The organism is Acetobacter lambici (genome assembly GCF_011516885.1).
GTDB classification, from domain to species: domain Bacteria; phylum Pseudomonadota; class Alphaproteobacteria; order Acetobacterales; family Acetobacteraceae; genus Acetobacter; species Acetobacter lambici.
This window is the reverse complement of record NZ_WOTD01000007.1, coordinates 75,050-91,177: the sequence shown is the minus strand read 5'-3', so window position 1 is coordinate 91,177 and position 16,128 is coordinate 75,050. Positions and strand designations below refer to the sequence as shown.

At 60.2% G+C, this 16,128-nt stretch carries 14 protein-coding genes; 8 read left to right on the top strand and 6 right to left on the bottom strand.

What is annotated here, in order from left to right:
* Window positions 1-68: 68 nt before the first annotated feature.
* Window positions 69-1,112: a UDP-2,4-diacetamido-2,4,6-trideoxy-beta-L-altropyranose hydrolase gene (gene pseG / locus GOB86_RS05680; RefSeq protein ID WP_165991394.1), complete on the bottom strand. Its 1,044-nt coding sequence runs from the start codon at window positions 1,110-1,112 to the stop codon at window positions 69-71.
* A gap of 243 nt (window positions 1,113-1,355) precedes the next feature.
* Between pseG and pseI the strand changes: the two genes are divergently transcribed.
* On the top strand, window positions 1,356-2,405 hold the full coding sequence (gene pseI, locus GOB86_RS05675) for a pseudaminic acid synthase (protein WP_338421515.1): 1,050 nt from the start codon (window positions 1,356-1,358) through the stop codon (window positions 2,403-2,405).
* A 27-nt stretch (window positions 2,406-2,432) separates the two neighbouring features.
* On the opposite strand, the gene GOB86_RS05670 is transcribed toward pseI, so the two are convergent.
* Window positions 2,433-3,158 carry a cytidylyltransferase domain-containing protein gene (locus GOB86_RS05670; RefSeq protein ID WP_165991393.1) on the bottom strand — a complete coding sequence of 242 codons (726 nt, stop codon included), beginning with the start codon at window positions 3,156-3,158 and terminating at the stop codon, window positions 2,433-2,435.
* Between the two features lie 286 nt (window positions 3,159-3,444).
* Between GOB86_RS05670 and pseB the strand changes: the two genes are divergently transcribed.
* The 6 genes from pseB to GOB86_RS16510 all read left to right on the top strand — a co-directional run bounded on the left by pseB (window position 3,445) and on the right by GOB86_RS16510 (window position 9,643).
* A complete protein-coding gene (pseB, locus tag GOB86_RS05665; protein ID WP_165991392.1) occupies window positions 3,445-4,449 on the top strand; it encodes a UDP-N-acetylglucosamine 4,6-dehydratase (inverting) in 1,005 nt (334 codons plus the stop codon).
* On the top strand, window positions 4,446-5,597 hold the full coding sequence (gene pseC, locus GOB86_RS05660; protein ID WP_165991391.1) for a UDP-4-amino-4,6-dideoxy-N-acetyl-beta-L-altrosamine transaminase: 1,152 nt from the start codon (window positions 4,446-4,448) through the stop codon (window positions 5,595-5,597). Before pseB ends, pseC begins: the two co-directional genes overlap by 4 nt.
* Window positions 5,598-5,759: 162 nt before the next feature.
* Window positions 5,760-6,272: a flagellar basal body-associated FliL family protein gene (locus tag GOB86_RS05655; protein ID WP_165991390.1), complete on the top strand. Its 513-nt coding sequence runs from the start codon at window positions 5,760-5,762 to the stop codon at window positions 6,270-6,272.
* A gap of 63 nt (window positions 6,273-6,335) precedes the next feature.
* A complete protein-coding gene (gene fliM, locus GOB86_RS05650) occupies window positions 6,336-7,742 on the top strand; it encodes a flagellar motor switch protein FliM (RefSeq protein WP_242012518.1) in 1,407 nt (468 codons plus the stop codon).
* Complete coding sequence (locus GOB86_RS15840) at window positions 7,739-8,401, top strand: DUF6468 domain-containing protein (RefSeq protein WP_194301098.1); 663 nt, start codon at window positions 7,739-7,741, stop codon at window positions 8,399-8,401. Before fliM ends, GOB86_RS15840 begins: the two co-directional genes overlap by 4 nt.
* 294 nt (window positions 8,402-8,695) lie before the next feature.
* Window positions 8,696-9,643 (top strand): flagellin N-terminal helical domain-containing protein, encoded by a 948-nt coding sequence (locus GOB86_RS16510; protein ID WP_165991389.1) that lies wholly within the window; start codon window positions 8,696-8,698, stop codon window positions 9,641-9,643.
* A gap of 419 nt (window positions 9,644-10,062) precedes the next feature.
* Here the strand turns inward: GOB86_RS16510 and GOB86_RS05635 are convergent, their stop codons facing one another.
* The 3 genes from GOB86_RS05635 to GOB86_RS05625 all read right to left on the bottom strand — a co-directional run bounded on the left by GOB86_RS05635 (window position 10,063) and on the right by GOB86_RS05625 (window position 12,191).
* A complete protein-coding gene (locus tag GOB86_RS05635; protein ID WP_165991388.1) occupies window positions 10,063-11,244 on the bottom strand; it encodes an ATP-grasp domain-containing protein in 1,182 nt (393 codons plus the stop codon).
* Between the two features lie 107 nt (window positions 11,245-11,351).
* Window positions 11,352-11,759 carry a flagellar basal body rod protein FlgC gene (flgC, locus tag GOB86_RS05630; protein ID WP_086647008.1) on the bottom strand — a complete coding sequence of 136 codons (408 nt, stop codon included), beginning with the start codon at window positions 11,757-11,759 and terminating at the stop codon, window positions 11,352-11,354.
* Window positions 11,760-11,774: 15 nt separating this feature from the next.
* Entirely contained in the window at window positions 11,775-12,191 is a 417-nt protein-coding gene (locus tag GOB86_RS05625) for a flagellar basal body rod protein FlgB (protein WP_165991387.1), read from the bottom strand.
* A gap of 149 nt (window positions 12,192-12,340) precedes the next feature.
* Between GOB86_RS05625 and GOB86_RS05620 the strand changes: the two genes are divergently transcribed.
* Window positions 12,341-13,225, top strand: a complete 885-nt coding sequence (locus GOB86_RS05620) for an A24 family peptidase (RefSeq protein WP_165991386.1) — start codon at window positions 12,341-12,343, stop codon at window positions 13,223-13,225.
* A gap of 49 nt (window positions 13,226-13,274) precedes the next feature.
* Here the strand turns inward: GOB86_RS05620 and GOB86_RS05615 are convergent, their stop codons facing one another.
* Window positions 13,275-15,923, bottom strand: coding sequence for a tetratricopeptide repeat protein (locus tag GOB86_RS05615; RefSeq protein ID WP_165991385.1), 2,649 nt, complete (start codon window positions 15,921-15,923; stop codon window positions 13,275-13,277).
* Window positions 15,924-16,128: the final 205 nt, after the last annotated feature.

Genomic DNA, 16,128 nt, shown 5'->3' with positions numbered 1-16,128 from the left:
GGCGCGCCCATGCCCCAAAGGGGGATGACAGGGCGGTTTGCATGGAACGCGCACCTTGGCAGAAGGGTCTAGTCCACCCGCAGTTGCAACACCTTATCGGCCACGCGTAATGCGCCCTGCCCGTCCACCACGGCCTGCCCTGCACGGGCCATGGCATCGCGCGCGGGGGCATCTGCCCACAGGCGGCCTGCTGCGTGCACCAGACACGTAACACTCCCGGGTTGGCGCATGTCTATGGCAGGGTTGTCGCCCTCCGCGCTGGCGGCACCTTCCTGATTGTCCACAACAACAGCCACCACCACGGGCACGCCCAGCGCCACCAGTTCCCCCACCGTGCCACCGCCTGCCGTAATGGCCAGCCCGGCACGGGCCATAATGGGAGCAAGCTGTGGGGGGGCATGGTATGTGCGCAACCGCGCCCCCGCTCCCAACGCCTGCAAATCCGCCATAAGCTGCGCCACACCCGCCACGGCGGGGCCGACCAGCACATCCACCACCACCTGCGGCGGCAAAACAGGCAACAGACCGCGCACCAATGGCAGGGTGAGTGCCAGCGGGTCGCTCCCCCCGAATGTGACCAATACGGATGAACGCTGCGATAAACAGACGCTCCCCCGGGCGATCTGGTCCCTGATCTCCTTACGGATCAGCGAAAAGGCCGGACCAAGCGCCGTATCGGCCCCTTGGGTAAGGGTGGCATACGGCAGGTCAAACGCATGCGGGGCTGAATTAATAATCAAGTCGCACGGTAGGGCGGGCTGGGTCGCCATGTCATCCAGAACAGCCAGTGGCCCGCTTGCCCTCAACTGCACCATGTAGTCCGGCGTAAACTGGTAACCATCCAGCACCAAGGCCCGAACCGCGCGTTCACGCGCAATGGCGCCAACACAGGCCGCGTCTTCCACACTCCCAGCTACAACCCTCGCAGGCAGCACCAGCACATCAAAGCCCGTGCCGTGTAACAGGCGATGCACCACCTCGGCCGGATGCGCCACCACAAACACAGCACCCACTCCACGTTCAACCAGTGCCTCGGCCAGCGCCTTGCAGCGCATGACGTGCCCAACCCCGATAACAGTGGATGCATCCACCCGAAAAAGAACATCTGCCATGCTCTATTCCGCCATGACCAAAATTACGCCCATAATGACCAAACCCCCTGCCAACGCAGGCAAGATTTATATTGCCTGCACACACCCGACACCTATAAAAAATGCCTAACCAACAAAGGCGCCTCCAAAACATGACGTGTCTTTTGGGCCGGACACAGACCCACGCGCAGCCACCACCCGACCCGCACCAGAATTGCGCCTACCCGGCCTGCCCGGTTCGGGCACCAGAGCAAAGGAAAACCGTTGCACAAGACCATGACCATTGCAGAGCGCGTTATTGGCTCTGACCAGCCCCCGTATCTGATTGCAGAACTGTCGGGCAACCATAAAGGCGAGCTGGACCGCGTTTTCAAACTGATTGACATGGCCAAGGCCTCTGGTGCGGATGCGGTAAAAATCCAGACCTACACGGCGGATACCATAACCATTGACCATGATGGTCCGGGGTTTTTTATTGAAGGCGGGCTTTGGAAAGGGCGCACCCTCCACAACCTTTATCAAGAAGCCTATACCCCGTGGGAATGGCATGCTGCCATTTTTGCCCATGCGGCCAAAGTGGGTATTCCCGTCTTTAGCTCCCCGTTTGACCCGACCGCTGTGGACCTGCTGGCGGGTCTGGACGCGCCTGCCTTCAAAATTGCCAGTTTTGAAATTGTGGACCTCCCCCTCATCCGTTACGTGGCGCGGCTGGGCAAGCCCATTATCGTATCCACAGGCATGGCCTCTTTGGGGGAAATAGAGGACGTGGTCACGCTCCTGCGCGACATGAACGCCTCCTTCGCGCTGCTCCACTGCACCAGCGGCTACCCCACCCCCGCCGAGGAGAGCGCACTCCGCACCATTCCGCACATGGCGCAGACCTTCCGCACAGTTGTTGGTCTTTCTGACCATAGCCACGGCATTGCCGTGCCTGTAGCGGCCACGGCGCTGGGGGCGAATATTATTGAAAAACACTTCACCCTCTCCCGCGCGGAAGGGGGCGTGGATGCCGATTTTTCTCTCGAACCCGCCGAATTTGCCGCCATGGCCGATGGATGCCGCACGGCATGGAAGGCACTGGGGCAAATAGACTACGGGCTGAAACCTTCGGAAAAAGGGGCCATTTACGGGCGGCGCTCGCTGTATGTTGTGGCAGACATGCGCGCGGGGGATGTACTAACCCCCCAGACCGTACGCTCCATTCGCCCCGGTTATGGCCTCCCCCCCAAATACCTGCCCGATATTTTAGGCAAGGCGGTCAACCGCGACCTTAAAAAGGGCGAACCGTTCGCGTGGAACATGCTGGCCAACTAGGCGGGGCATTTGCAGGCGGGGCAAGGGTCAGGCTGTTTTTTGCACCACCTGCGCATTCAGTGCCGCCCAGTCGGGGTGGGCGTCCATAAGCCGCACCACGTCCTCCCAGCCAAAATCGGGCTGGTCCGCCAGTTCCGCCAGAACAAGACGGACCAGAGCGAGGTCATCTGGTTCATCCACGCACAGGCGGTACTGCTCGCCTCGGCCGCCACCTAGGGTCATCAGCCTGTAGCGGTCGGGGTGCTGGTATATATAAGGTGTCACGTGCTCGCGCTCGTGCATGGAAACGGCTTTTTCCTGTGCCTCGCGCAGAACACTGGCCGAAAAGACCTCCACATCAAACCCGCGCGGGTACCCACCACCACCGTTACTGGCGTAATCGGCCCCTCCTGCACAAAACAGATCCACCGTGCGATCAACCAGATCGGGGTCTATTAACGGGCAGTCCGATGTAACGCGCACAATAATATCCGCGGGGAACCGCTGTGCCGCCAGTGCAAAGCGACTGAGCACGTCCTCCTCATCCCCCAGCACAACGGGCACACCCATTTTTTGAGCCAGATCGCAGATAGGTCGGGATTCCTCCCCCTGCACGGAGGCCACCACAAGGCGCGAAATCCGGCGGCTGCGCTGCAAACGCCCAAGGTGCCAGCCAAGCACAGTGCTGCCGCCTGCGTGCTCCATAACCTTACCGGGCAACCTGCGGGAGGTCATGCGGGCCTGCGTAATGCACAGCACGGAAGGTTCGGTCATCTGGCGCTCCTTTTTTTCAGGCTTGGGGGCCGGATCAGGCCCACGCCTGATGGTTGGCCCAAGCATATCTTCCACGCAGGTAAAAAGAAATGCACGCCCCCTCCACCCCCACGGACGAATATTGTCCAACAACAAGACTGCCTCTTGCCTTGCGCCAAGGATACAGCCACATTCCTCCCCATTAACGCAGAGGAAGAGCTACCGGAAACACGGTTGTGTCAACGCTTTGCAAGCAAGCAACCTACTCGGAGCCCACAATCAGCGTGGCAAAAAGGACAGTTAGAATATGTTGACCAATTCCGTTATCATGGTCACCGGCGGTACAGGATCTTTTGGCCACGCCTTTGTTCCCATGACACTCAAACATTTCAACCCGCGTAAGATTATCATTTTCTCCCGCGATGAAATGAAACAGTGGGAAATGGCCAAAAAATTTCAGAACGATCCCCGCGTCCGTTTTTTTATAGGCGATGTGCGCGACGCCCAGCGCCTGCACCGCGCTTTGTCCGGGGTTGACTATGTGGTCCATGCCGCCGCTACAAAAATAGTGCCTGTGGCGGAATACAACCCTTTTGAATGTATAAAGACCAACATTAACGGTGCAATTAATGTTATTGAGGCCTGCTTGGATGCAGGGGTCAAACGTATTGTTGCCCTCTCAACCGACAAGGCCTCCAGCCCGATCAACCTTTACGGTGCCAGCAAGCTGGCGTCCGACAAGATGTTCGTAGCCGCCAATGCCTATGCTGGTACGCAGGACACCCGTTTTTCCGTTGTGCGGTATGGCAATGTCATGGGGTCTCGGGGGTCGGTCATTCCGTTCTTTCTTTCCATCCGCGATACGGGCGTCATACCCATAACCGACCCACGCATGACCCGGTTCATGATCACGCTTGAACAGGGGGTCCATCTGGTCTGGCATGCACTGGCCGATATGGTGGGCGGGGAAATTTACGTCAAAAAAATTCCGTCCATGAAGGTGACCGACATTGCCCGCGTTATTGCCCCCAATGCCCGGCAAGAGATCATAGGTATCCGTCCGGGGGAAAAGCTGCACGAGCAGATGGTTGGCACAGAAGATGCACATTATACTTATGAGTATGACCAGCACTTTAAAATTCTGCCCCAGCTCAACCACTGGTTTGAAGACCCGCAGCGCATCAAAAATGGTACCCGCGTGGCAGATAACTTCCTTTATTCCAGCAACACCAATACAGAATGGATGCCAGAGAAAACCCTGCGCGAATGGCTCAATACCCACGCGGATTCCTTACTGAGTGCGGCGCGATGATCCCGTATGGGCGGCAGCATATTACACAGGCCGATATTCAGGCCGTATCCGATGTTCTAAAGTCGGACTTTCTCACTCAGGGTCCAACAATCCCACGCTTTGAACAGGCCATTGCCCAACGGGTTGGAGCCGGGCATGGGGTTGCCCTTAACAGCGCCACCTCCGCCTTGCATGTTGCCTGTCTGGCACTGGGGCTTGGACCGGGCGATGTGCTGTGGACCTCCCCCATTACCTTTGTCGCATCCGCCAACTGCGCCCTGTATTGCGGGGCACAGGTTGATTTTGTGGATATCGAGCCAGACACCTTCACCATGTCCCCACGGCATCTGGAGGAAAAACTACGCCACGCCGCACAGAACAACTGCCTGCCCAAGGTTATTGTGCCCGTGCATATGTGTGGCCAGTCGTGCGATATGGCCGCCATTGGCGCGCTGGCCAAAGCCTACAATATTCGCGTCATAGAGGATGCCTCCCACGCCATAGGCGGGCTTTACCAGAACCAGCCCGTGGGAGCCTGCGCCCATAGCGACATTACAATCTTCAGCTTTCATCCGGTCAAAATCATCACCACGGCGGAAGGGGGCATGGCGCTCACCAACTCCGCCGATCTGGCGCGGCACATGGCGCGGCTGCGCAGCCACGGCATAACACGTGACCCGGCGGAAATGACCCACCAGCCAGATGGCCCGTGGTACTACCAACAGATCGAACTGGGCATGAACTACCGCATGACGGACATGCAGGCAGCTCTTGGCCTGAGCCAGCTTGAACGGCTGGACGAATACGTGACCCGCCGCAACGTACTGGCCGAACGCTATGACCGGCTACTGGCCGACCTGCCGCTGGACTTGCCCGGACGGCTGGCGGATGCGCGCTCGGCTTTTCATCTATATGTCATACGGCTCAGGGACCACACCTTGCACCGCGCGGTGTTTGAAGGGCTGCGGGCGGCTGGCATAGGGGTAAACCTGCATTATATTCCCGTCCACCTTCAACCCTACTACACGCGCATGGGGTTTGCTGCGGGAGACTTTGAAGCCGCTGAACACTATTACCAACGTGCCATCAGCCTGCCCCTGTTTGCGGTCATGACCGAAGCGGAGCAAGATGAAGTGGTGCAGGTACTGCGCCAGCTTTTGCACGGATAGCCCAGAGATGGCCCAAAATCCTGAGGGCCTTGCGCCCTACTCAGGTAAAACTGGCAGTAAACACGCGCGACTGTAACGCCTCATCCACCATTGAGTAGGTGCGCACCAGCGGTTAAACTGGTAACAGAGGTGTTTGATTAACCATTCCGGAGCCCACCAGACATGAGCGAAACTGTAACCGGCGCAAAAGAAGCAGATGCTGCCGCAGCAGTTCCCAGAGCAGACGCCCCCAAGTCCAAGCGGAAACTGATTATGGCGGGTGCTGCCGGTCTCGTTCTCCTTGTCGGCGGTGGGGTGTTCTGGGAAAAAGATAAAATCTTTACCTCCAAGCTCAAGCAGAATGTGGGCAGCAAGGCCGAAGCCGCCATGCATCCACCCATTCTGCTGGGTATTCCGCCCATGGTCTCCAATCTGGACACGTCTGGTGGCCACCCGGTTTACGTCAAGCTGACCGCCAAGGTGGAAGTCAGCGGTGTGCCGAACGAGGCCGCACTACAGGACCGGATTGCGGAAATTCAGGATGTGTTCCAGACCTACCTGCACGAAACCAGACCGCAGGACATCCGGGGGAATGGCATTTACAGGCTGCGCGAATCCATTCTGCGCCGCCTGCGCGCACAGCTTGCTCCCCTACAGGTGACAAACCTGTATCTTGTTGAATTCCTTGTCCAGTAAAGCGCTCCTGCTTCTGACACCCGCGCAAACAGACACCCCTCAGGAACCGTAGCGACAAACCACATGCAGGATGTAGACGACACAGCATCAGGGTCCGGGAACCACGAACCCGGAGCAGACGCGGCACCCGACGCCCCGCATACGGAGCAGGAGCACGCGCCACAGGCCGAGCCCCCCGAGAGCGAACACGCGCCAGCAGAACCGCACCCCGATGCACCGGATGCGGCGTCTGACGCTACGGCAAAGCACGAGGATAACGCGGAGCCAGAGCACCCCGCCACGGCCGACGCAACAGCCCACCCCGATGATGCCGCCGCCCACACCGAGCACGACGCCGCGGGCGCGCAGGCCGAACATGGTGAGCATGGCGAACACGGTGCCACCCCGGAAGAAGACCCGTTTGGCAGCCATCTGCTGGACCAGTCGGAAATCGACAACCTGCTGGGCCATACCTTTGGCGGGTTTGACGAGCCGGAAGAAACCGGCATGGAACGCGTTATCAAGGCCGGATTCGTGGCCTACGAACGCCTGCCCATGCTGGAAATTGTCTTTGACCGGCTTGTGCGCATCCTGTCCGCCACCTTGCGTAACTTCACCAACGATAACGTTGAAATAACGATCGAGGGCATTCGGTCCCTGCGCTTTGGGGACTATATGGGCGCTGTGCCCTCCTCCTCCATGTTCGCGGTGTTCAAGGCCGCGCAGTGGGACAATTACGGGCTGGTCGTTGTGGATTCGGCCATGTCCTATTCCATTATCGACATTCTTATGGGTGGTCCGCGCGGTGTTGGGCATGCGGGGGTGGAAACACGCCCCCACACCGCCATTGAACGCGCGCTGATTGAAAAACTGATCACCCTCACGCTCAACGACCTGTCCATCGCCTTCAACCCGGTCTGCAACGTGGACCTTACGTTTGAGCGGCTGGAAGTCAGTTCCCGCTTTGCCGCCATTGCCCGCGCGTCCAACGCCGTGGTGCTGGCCAAACTCCATATTGATATGGAGGACCGCACCGGCAACATGGACCTGATTATTCCCTATGCAACGCTGGAGCCGGTGCGCGACCAGCTTTCGCAGCAGTTCATGGGCGAAAAATTCGGGCGCGACTCGATCTGGGAAGACCATCTGTTTTCCGAAATTCTGGAAACCGACGCACAGGTCTCCGCCGTGTTTGACGAAAAGGTCGTCCCGCTCTCCGAGGTGCTCAACCTCAAGATCGGCTCCCTCATGACCTTCCCGCACAAAAACGGCGCTCCCTTCCCCATTCGTCTGCAATGTGGGCAGACCCCGCTGTTTGACGGCCGTCTGGGCAAGCTGGGCAACAAAAACGCCGTTAAAATCCAGCGCAGGCTGGTCCCGCCAGAGGAGCACCACCTGCCCCCGCCCCTTGGCGTGCCGCCACAGCCCCCTCACCCGCAGCCACCCGCTGCCAACGCAACCCCGGATCAGACTGGAGGATCACCTGAATGATGTTCACACAGATCCAGATGATCATTGAGATCACGCTCTCCGTCTTTCTGTTCCTCGGCATTATCTACAGCTTTTATCTGGGCCGGGTGCTGGGCAACCTCAAACGCGACCGCACCAGCCTGCTCGACCTGGTGGACAAGCTCGAAAGCAGCGTGAAACAGGCCGAAGAAGGCGTGGACAAGCTGCGCGTGGCCGGGGAAGTCAGCGGTCGCCCGCTCAGCCGCATGATCGAGCAGGCCAAGGTCACCGGCACCGAGCTGGATGATATGGCAACCAAGGCCGATTCGGTAGCGGACAGGCTGGATGCGGCCCTCACACAGGTGCCCTCGCAGGAACGGCGGATGGAAAGCCTGATCGAACAGGCCGAAGCCGCACGACTGGCTATTGAGGAAACACTGGAAAAGCTGCAACAGGCCAGCCAGAGCGCGCAGCAGACGGCCCAGCAGCTTGTGCAGTCCGCGCTGGAGAGTGCAACCGCTGCCAGCAGTGCCGCAGCCCTTGCCGCCGAACACGCGCAGCAGGCACAGGACGCCCCGCCCAAAACCCAGTTTGCCGACACGCTGGACATGCCAATGCCCGCAACACTGACCAAGGAGCGGCCTTACCTGCGCGCTCTGGGCAAAACGCAGGACGCTCCCCCCGACCGCGAAAGTGCTTAACGGTTAACGGCCATATTAACCATATTGGCCAAGGTTCCATTGGATGAAGACCAAAGCCTCCTCCCTTCCGGGTGGAGGCTTTTTTGTGCCCCGCAAAGAGAGGTCACAAAAAACGGCTAAAAACCGCCATTTTTTCTTTTAAAAACACAACGCATAACCCCGCTTTTTTTGCCGCCATGGATTTTTTTATCCGGCAGTCAAAAAAAAATGATCGCGTTAACCTTCTCTTAGCCGTTCGGGGGTTTATTCAGCATTGAACACGGGCATTAGCCCAATCGAAATGGAGATCACAACGTGAGCCTTTCTATTAACACCAACACCTCCGCAATGGTTGCTCTGGAAACCCTGAACGCAACCCAGACTGCACTGAGCGCCACCGAAAACGCCGTTTCCACCGGTAAAAAAGTTGCCAACGCTTCCGACAGCCCGGCTGTTTTCGGCATTGCTTCTCAGATGAATGGCAACATCTCCGGTCAGGGCGCAGTGAACGACGGCCTGTCCTTCGCTTCCTCCGTTGTCAGCTCCACCAACAGTGCAGCCAACCAGATCCTTTCCGTTCTGGCCGAAGTGCAGGCCGCTGTGACCACCATTGGTAACAACACCGGCAGCACCACCTCGCTGAGCCAGATCAACACCGAAATCAACGGCTACCTGAAGCAGATCGACACCATTGCTCAGAACGCCACCACCAACGGCGTGAACCTGCTCGTCGGCGCAACCGCCCGCAGCCTTGCCATTACAGCAACCAGCCTGACCTACGTTACGGGCCTGCAGGGCAGCACGGCAACTGTTGACAACCTGTTCGCCCTGGCAACATCGAGCAGCATGAAAGGCACAGCCAAGCACTCCCTGTCCGAAGTTCTGGGTCTTGCCATTGGCGACAAAAACGGCCTTGCAACGGCTAACGCCTTCCTGTCCGGCGGCGTCAGGATCGGCAGCTACGCTGGCGCAGGCAGCAGCTTCAGCCTGACCACCGCCATTGCATCGGTTCAGGCCGCTATTACGGCTATGACCAACGTCACGTCCTCCCTGGGTCAGAACACCAAGAACATTGCCAACATGAGCACGTTCGGCCTGAGCGTTGCTGACAACCTGACCTCCGGTGTTGGCGCCCTGACCGATGCTGACATGTCCTCAGAAAGCGCAAAGCTGACCTCCCTGCAGACCAAGCAGTCCCTGGCCATCAAGTCCCTCTCGATCGCCAACGGTCAGTCCCAGAACATCCTGTCCCTGTTCCAGTAATCTTACTGATACAGTCGACGAAAAATGCCCTCGGCGAAAGCCGGGGGTATTTTTTTGCGTTGTCGGGACTGGCACAGACCACGGTCTGGCGCACAACAGCAACACATTCCGGCCACTAACCGAGACTACCGAGGCTACCGAGGCTACCGAGGCTACCGAGGCTACCGAGGCTACCGAGGCTACCGAGGCTACCGAGGCTACCGAGGCTACCGAGGCTACCGAGGCTGATGCGCCATATCCGGCGGCCCTCTGCAAGACTGCCACGGCAAACCCCACCCCCAAAATGCGCAGAACCGCCCTCCCCTGCGGGAGGAACGGCACCCTATACGCCAAAATGTTGGTTAATTTTTACCTGCGGCCCCGTCCGGGCTGGGTGGAATACCGGACTGGAACAACCCGCCCCGGCATAAGCGCGTAGCTTACGCCGTCACCTTGCGTTGCAGCATGGTATAAAACGCCGCAAAAATTTTGTGCATCTGGGGAATTTTGTAGGGAAAAACCGCAGCATCATCACAGGCATGGATGATCAGCGCGTTGGACAGTTCAAACACCAGTAGTTTGCCGTCCGTTGTTTCCGCACAGTCAAAGCCAAAGTAATCCAGCTTTACGGCATCATACATCCCGCTCAGGGCGGCGGCGTGCCGCTGGCCAAACTCCTGATCAAAGTGGAGCATGGCGTGGGCCTCTTCCGCCCGGCGGGAGGCAAATTCCTTCATTTCCCGGTAGGGGTAATGCACCATCCAGTGGGAGGAAATGCCCATATGCGCCAGATAGGCCCGGCCCTCCACCAGCACAACGCGGTACTTGCGATAAAGCTGGTCATCGGATGCGTAGTTGATGAAGTTGGCGACAAAAAACAGTTCCGCCCCATTCTGGGCCAGATAGGCCGCAAGGTCTTGGGGCTGGTCTATTTTGCACAGGCCAATGCCGCCATGCAGCCCAAGCGGGCGCACAATAAACGGATAGACCAGATTAAGCCCCAGAGCTTCCAGCGTGCCTTGCCCAGTACTCAGGCGTTCCAGCACGGTACGCTCCACCCGGTAGGTTTGCGCCATTTGCAAGCCCGGCACACCATGCAGCAGGTCAAATGCGGCCAAACGCGACAATTGCGGAATATACTGGGGTTTGTTCAGCACCGGCGTTGTGCTGTGCGCCAGAACCTTTGCCAGTTCCGCCAGCACGGCGTTATGGGTGTCTCCCTCGCCCACGGCCACAAACACAAGATCATGGGGGGGAAGTGTCTGGGGCCATGCAAGGCCGGGGCCAGCATACACCACGTCCATATGTACGGGTGCGTTTTCCAGAATACATTCAATGGGGGTGTTGTCGGTCAGGTCTCCGGGGGTTTTAATCACCAGCAGACGCAGGGCGTCCTTGCCCCCTTGGGCAAGGTTGAAGGTCTGTTGCAGCTTTAACGCTTCAGCCAAAAACCTTTCGGCCTGTTCGGGCTCAAATGTCAGCTGCATGATCAGAGCCAGATCGAGCAGGGTTTGCGCATCCGGGTTTGCGGCCGCCTTTTGCAGCAGTTCCGCCCGGTAATGCGTAATATCACGCCCCTGCAAAGCCTGCCGCAGGAGCGGGGATAAACCAAAAGATGTCATGTTAATACTCGGCTATGGCCGGGGCAGATCAAATACAAAGTGCCACAGACCATAACCGTGCAAAGCACTGGGCTAGACAAAACACTCAAATATTCTGCTGGCCGACTTTATTTCATCAGATTGATGGTGCGCGTCAGCATGGAGCGGGTGATCTGCATGGTGTTCAGATTCGCTTCGTACGAATGCTGGGCGTCATGCGTATCCATAATTTCGACCATGGTGTTCACGTTCGGCACCTTCACATAGCCCTTGGCGTCAGCTGCGGGGTGGGAGGGATCGTAGCGTGTTTCAAACGGCGTGTGGTCCTGTCCAATGGATTTGACCTTAACGCTGGACGCACCCGTAGCCTGATCCAGAGTGGTCTGGAAGGTAATGGTCTTGCGGCGGTAAGGGTCGGCTCCGGGGGTGGAACCGGTTGTATCCTTGTTGGCAAGGTTTTCGGCCGATACGCGCAGGCGTTCGGCCTGCGTGCGCATGCCGTCGGCGGATATGCCAATGGTGTTGGTAAAATCCATCTGCTGCTTCCGTCCTTACGAACTGGTGCCAAGCGCGGTGGAGAACATGCCCATGTAACGGGTGTAAACCGTGGTGGCAAAACGCTGCTGGTCGTTGGTGTCGGCTATTTTGCCCAGTTCATCTTCCAGCCGGACCTCGTTGCCGTCTATGGATGTGGTGCCGCCCGTGGTCTTGCGCGCGCGCGCGGTATTGCCCGGCCCGGCCATGTGCCCCGGTTCGGTCTGCACCATGGCCATGGTCATCTGGTCCTGCAATACGCCCGAAAACGGCGTAACATCCTTGGACACATAACCCGGCGTATTGGCGTTGGCCACGTTGCCCGCCAGAACAGACTGGCGCGACTCCAGCCACTGCATGCGCCGCTCAGCCAATGAAAACAGGTCAGTCCCGCTATGGGTCAGCGCGGTCTGGGATGACAGTGCCTCCAGCATGAAAATGCCAGCTCCCTTGTATTGTATGCGGTGCCGTATGAATGGGTATGGATACCTCTGTTCACGGCAGCTTGACCATGAATAGCGCTCCTTCCCCCCGATTACCACAGATTTGTTAGCCCCACCCCCCCGCCCGCGCGGGATTGCCCATGACACAGCCCCGGCACAGCGCTATGGCAGAACCCGGACATGGCACGGACCATGCCCTTTGCCACAGCGAGCAGAGCATGCGCACACTCAGGATGACGGATACAACCCTCCAGCTCGTAGCAACACTTGCCATGCTGGCGTGGAGCCTGCTGGCCCGCACCACCCCCGCCGCCCTTGCGGGTGTGTGCATTGCCCTGCTGTTCCCTGCCTCTGTCCGGGTCTGTTCGGTGCTGCTGCACTGGCTACCCGTGGCCACCGGGGTGCGCCCCCATAGGGAACACCCACCCACACAACAGCAGCGGCACGAGCTGATGGCTGGCTGCCTGCTGGTTGCGGCCTGTACGCTCACACTGCTGATTTATACCCCGCCCTCAGTCGCACTGGCCGACGGGCTGGCCCTGACCCTTGCCAACGCACTGGTGCAGTTTGACCGGCGCGAAGGCTGGCTCCCCAATGCCCTGCTCATGCCCATGCTGTTTTGCGGCCTGCTGGCGGGTTTTGGGCTGGGCCATGCGGGCAGCGCCATTGCGGGGGCCTGTGGGGGCTGGCTACTGGGTGGGGCGGGCCTGCTTGGCCTGTCCATTACACGGCGGGGCAATTTTATGTCCACGCCCGATGTGCTGCTGCTTTGCGCGTGCGGAGCATGGGTGGGGCTGGGCGGATTATGGGCGTTTATGCTGCTTGCAGGGGGTGGCTTATGGGCTGTGCGCACGGTCCGGCGCACCACCCACACCCCCATGGTGCAGGCCGCCATAGGGGCCAGCACGCGCCCCATCTGGCGCTACCCCACGGCACTGCCCTGTGCTGTTGGGCTGCTGGCGGTGTTTTTGCTCCGCAACAGCCCGGCCCTGCCGCACTGGGTGCAGTTTATACTGGGGGGCTAACAGCCCGCCCGGAGCGGAAGGGGACTAGCCCCGCCGCGCAGGCCAAAACTCAGGGATTGGCGGGGGCTGGTGTTGCGGTCTGGGCCGCTGGCTGGCTGGCTGTGGGTTTTGGCCCCCCCACCTGTGTGAGCAGGCGGAACACACGCCCGCTCTCACCATCCATGCTGCGATCGCCCACAAGCTGGGCCAGCCATGCCAGCGTTTGCGCATCCGACGCCTGAGAGGCATCGGAGGCCAGACGCAGGGCAAGTGTCTGCTGGGCGGCACTCAGCGGGCCTTGGGGGGGAATGTCCGCCTCGGCCATTTTGCGCACATTGGCCACGGCGGCGGGCCATTCGCCCCGGCTTTCATGAATACGGGCGGCCATGTCCAGCGAGTCGGAAAAACTGTCCCCGTTCAGCAGGCCCAGAGCGGCTGTCTGGTCGCCTTTGGCCAGCGTGATCCGGGCTTGCAGGCGGCGGCGGGAGGCCTTCATGTCCTCCGGCAGATCGGGGTCATCGGTGCGCTGGAGGACGTCGGTCGCGCCGGCAAGGTCCTTGAGCGCAATATAGGATTCGGCCAGCCCCTGCCCCGCCAGCGCCTTGAGTTCGGGCGAATCCAGCATGGGCACGGCATCGGAGAACGCCTGCTGCGCCTCATCCGCCAGACCAAGGCCCAACAGCATTTTGCCGTAAGCCATCAGGATTTCGCCCTTTTTGGTGCCCGGTTGCAGGGCAGACAGGTGGGCGCGCAACATGGCCGCGCCATGCAGAATGGCATCGCGGTCCGTATCCTTGACCACTTCTGACGCCACGGCGGCAAGGGTCTGGAACAGCATGGGCGACAGCACAGGCTCGGACACCTGTTCAGGCGTGTCCTTGACCATATCCAGCGTGGCCAGCGCCTCGGGCCATTTGCGGGCGCGCATGTAGGCATCGGCCTGCAACAGCCGCACCGTGGCCTCCCGCCCGGCCAGACGGGCATCGGGCATAAGGCCATTGAACATTTCCGCCGCCGCGACCGGGGTCAGCTTGCCATCGGACATGTCGAGCGAGATTTTCTGCTCCAGCGCCTTTTCCGCCACCACGGGGTCCGGATCGACCGAGAGCGCGTTAAACGCGTCATACGCCTGTGCGCGCTTGCTTGTCCGCAGGTCGCGGAAGGCGGTTGCCAGCTTGTAAGCAGACCCTGCGGGCAGCTTGTCCAGAACGCTCAGGTCTTCTGCCCCGCCGTAACGGCCAATCTGCTCGGCGGCAAACGGCAGCAGCACGCTGCGCACGCTGGTTGGGTAATTGTCCAGCCGGGTGAAGTCACGCGCCAGCAGGTGAGCGGCCTCGGCCTCGTGCCCGCCCTTGGCGGCAAGGTACAGGCCACGCCAGAGCTGGGTAGCCCGCTGCTCGTTATCAGGCCATGGGCCTTCGAGCAGGAACGCGCCATCCATGTTGCCACTCAGCAGTTCGGATGCAGCCAGCAAAAAGCTGACCTCCGGCCGCACGGCCTCCTCGGGGTCATCCTCAAGTGCCACGGTCAGAATACCGCGGGCTTCGAGAAAAGCGCCAACGCCAAAGGCTGCGCGGGCCTCCTCCAGCCGGGCGGCAAAGCGCTGGGCGGGGTCGGAATCGGCTGCGGCCAGCAGGGCCTTGTGCAGCCGGGCCTCCAACTGGTCATCAGGCAGTTTTTGCAGACCCAGCCAGTCCAGATCGACCGTGTTGGCGTACACGGCCACCTTGCTGTCGGGGAGCGGGCTTTCGGCCGAGGTCAGCAACGCGCCCTCGGGGGTTGCGCGTAGCCCCACATCGGGGGAGGTCGCGGCCACCACCACGCCTTCGGTCGTGGGCCAGATGTCATACCCATCACCATGACGGAAGGAGAGAATACCCCCATCATCCGTGGTGGAGGTGCCCACAAACAGCTTTTTGCCCGATGCGGGGTCCGCAATGCTCAGCACACGACCGGGCTTGCGCATGGGGTAGAGAATACCCCCATCCGCCACGATCGGGTTGATCACGCGCCGGTCACCATAAACATTGCCCGGTGGGGGTTTGTCACCCAGCACCCAGCCTTCCGCCTGCTGGGACAGGAAGAATTCGCGCGTGTCGGGCAGTTTGATCTGCAACAAGGTGGCACCGGGCAGCGTTGTGACCGTAAGGGTGGAAAAAATGCCATCCCCGCGCAGGGCGCTGGTGTCCATGGGTTCGGCATTATCCACCACGATCACAAAGCTGTCGCCGCTACGGAACGCGGCCAGCCCCATGCGGGGGGATACGGGAATAAGCACGCGGTTGGGTGATGTCGCGGGCACGTTAATGGGGCCAGAGCCACTCCCGGCTACATTGGCGCCAGAATTGGTGGGCTGTCCCGCCTTCTGCCCCGGTTTGCGCGGTTTGCCTGCCGGTGTTGGGGGGGGAGCTGGCGGGGAGAGCGGCACATCCAGCACGGTAGCTTTCCACGGTGCGGGCAGGCCCTTGAGCAGATCGGCGTCCGCTGCCGTACTGGGGTCAGTTGGCGCGGGAACTGCCGCACTGGCACCGGCGGCGGCAGCACCTGCCGTAGCGGCTGCGGCACCCGCTGCTGCTGCGGTAGCTGCGTTAAGCCCCGTACCCTTGGGGGGGGCGGCCTGGCTGGTGCGGGGCGCATGGGTGCGCCGCGCCGCATCGGCCACGGTTGTCATGGCAGAGCAGGACAGAAGCAGGGCAATGGGAAGAAGGCAGCGTCTCATGCAAACGGATCTGCTGAAATACACGTCTGGTTAATCCTGAACGAACAATGGCCCTGCCCTAAGGCGGGACTCTTCTGCACATACGGTGGCGGGTGCAGAAGAACTGTGGCTGACCGGCCCGCCTGCCAAAGCAGAAAACACGAACCTGTCAGTCATGCAGGACCAGAACGGACACTGCCGCTGCTGCGCACTCATCAATACCCTG